The sequence below is a fragment of the Flavobacterium sp. genome, from assembly GCF_043756175.1.
Lineage (GTDB): Bacteria > Bacteroidota > Bacteroidia > Flavobacteriales > Flavobacteriaceae > Flavobacterium.
In genome coordinates, this window is record NZ_JAYURN010000018.1 from 1 (window position 1) to 2,333 (window position 2,333).

The 2,333-nt window shown below is 32.8% G+C and carries 2 protein-coding genes and 1 pseudogene; all 3 read left to right on the plus strand.

Annotated elements, in window-relative coordinates; all coding sequences use genetic code 11:
* Window positions 1-318 (plus strand): annotated as a pseudogene (locus ACH2BP_RS01090) (alpha/beta hydrolase); the annotation flags it as partial.
* A gap of 187 nt (window positions 319-505) precedes the next feature.
* Window positions 506-1,486, plus strand: a complete 981-nt coding sequence (locus ACH2BP_RS01095) for a BtrH N-terminal domain-containing protein (protein WP_395056166.1) — start codon at window positions 506-508, stop codon at window positions 1,484-1,486.
* Between the two features lie 214 nt (window positions 1,487-1,700).
* Window positions 1,701-1,955, plus strand: a complete 255-nt coding sequence (locus ACH2BP_RS01100; RefSeq protein ID WP_395056168.1) for a hypothetical protein — start codon at window positions 1,701-1,703, stop codon at window positions 1,953-1,955.
* Window positions 1,956-2,333 lie beyond the last annotated feature (378 nt).

Consider the following 2,333-nt stretch of genomic DNA (forward strand, 5'->3'; position numbering starts at 1 on the left):
GAATCAGATGCTCGTGAACATACTAAAAATGACCCAGACAGGTATCAATTTACCACTACTGACCCAAAAAATTACTTGAATACTCTTTCAATTCCAGGACTTTGGCTTTTTGGTGAGAAAGATATCCAAATTCCCGTAAAATTGTGCATAGAGCACTTAAATACATTTAAAGTTCAAGGCAAACCTTTCGAATATACCTTGTTTTCAACATTAGGACATAATACTGTTTCTGGCAATATTACTGCACCTGTTGATATTTCAATTCAATGGATAAAGCAGAAAGCTTTGAACATTAAAAAGTCTAAAGTATCAAAATAAAGCACTGACTACAACAGCTAAGGCTTCGTTGGGCTTGAAAAGCCAACAATGAAGCCTGTGTTGAACGGAAATTAGAGGCAGTTTAAATCCTGTATATTTACTTCCTAATTAATAAAATAAAGGTCGTTTGGAGGTTTTTAGACAAACTGACGTTAGCGGTCAGCTAAAAAAAATCACGGTTAAAAAAATGAAAATAGAAAATTTAAAGCCATTTAACGGACAACATTGTGAAACTACTGCAACAGGAACTTTGTTGCAACAAATCGGAATTGAACTTTCAGAGCCAATGCTTTTTGGTTTAGGTGAAGGACTTGGATTTATTTTTTGGAATATGAAATCAATGAATTTTCCTTTCATTGGCGGCCGAGTAAAACCAGACTTATTAACTGAAAATATTGCAAGAAATCTAAACCTAGAATTGAATGCAAAGGAAACTGCATCAATCCAAAAGGCTTGGGAAAACGTAAAAGAACTAATTGACAACGGAAAAGCAGTCGGCTTAAAATTAGACTGTTTTCATTTGCAATATTTTTCAAGACCATTTCATTTTGCAGGACATTATACTGCACTTTATGGTTATGATGATGAAAACGCATTTTTAGTAGACACAAAACAACAAGGCGGGGAAGTAAAAACAACTTTGAAAAGTTTAGCACTAGCAAGAGCAGAAAAAGGTCCAATGTCTTCAAAAAATTTGTATTATACTTTGCGTAAAACTGATAAAAATTTTGATTTAAAAACTGCAATAATAACAGCAATTAGAAATAACGCTACTGAACATATAAATCCACCAATTACAAATATTGGCTACAAAGGAATTTTCAAAACGAGTGCTGAAATAATTAAATGGTTTAAAGCAAGCGATGACATAGAAAATGATTTCAAAACAAGTGCAATGCTGATGGAAAAAGCAGGAACAGGCGGAGCATTATTTAGAAACTTATACAGAGATTTTCTTAAAGAAAGTTACGAAATATTGAAACTTGACAAACTGAAAACGGGATATGAAGCATTTGTAGAAATTGCAGAACTTTGGACTTCGGTTTCTCAACTATTTGAAAAAGTAAGTGAAACAAGAGATTTTAAATATATTCAACAAGCATCAGAAATATTAAAAATAATATCCGTAAAAGAAAAAGAAACAATGGAAATATTGACGACAATATAGCCGAACCGCTAACGGGCAGTTTGGCATTAGCGGGGCTAAAGTTTTGAATTTAAAGTTGGTTTTGTATTTGCAAAATTTGTGATTAATTTAAAGATTTTGTTTTATCTGCCCCCGCCATCGAGAAGCTTTAGGAACGTTGGGGGATTCAAAAAAAAGTACTGAAATAGACGAAATGACTGGAATAGAGTTTTAGTATCTTCTCAGAAGTTTTTATATGGAAGATGGACAACCACATTATGCAAATTATTCTTTCAATAGTTGGCTGGAACAAAATAATGACTTAAATTCATTTAAATTTAATGGCAACAATCCTATGAAATCTATTCCTAAAGCTTGGCTAATAGACGCTAAAAATGCTATGAACAATGGAGAAAACATAAATAGAAATTGGTTTAACAATTTTTATAATGCAGAAAATAATGATGATTGTAGAGCAAGTGTCGCAATGTGGCTATTGAATAATCATTAGTAAAAAATGATACTATTGCTAACAACTAAGGGTTTCGTTGCGTGCGCAGCATGAACAATGAAACCTGTGTTGAACGGAACTAGAGGTAGTTTTAAAAAGAAAAATAATTATAGTTTTAATCGCATATGTTTACTTTCTAATAAATAAAAATCAATTTGTTCAGAGGTTTTTAGACGAACTGACGTTAGTGGCAAGTGTAGGAAATAACCTAGAAACAACAAAATATTTAGAAAATGAGAGCAATTGTATATTCCAAATATGGAGCACCAGAAGTTGCCAAATTGTTGGAAGTTCCTAGACCATTACCGAAAGACAACGAAGTATTGGTTAAGGTTTATTCGTCAACGGTAACCCGGACTGATTCCGGTTTCCGTAGTG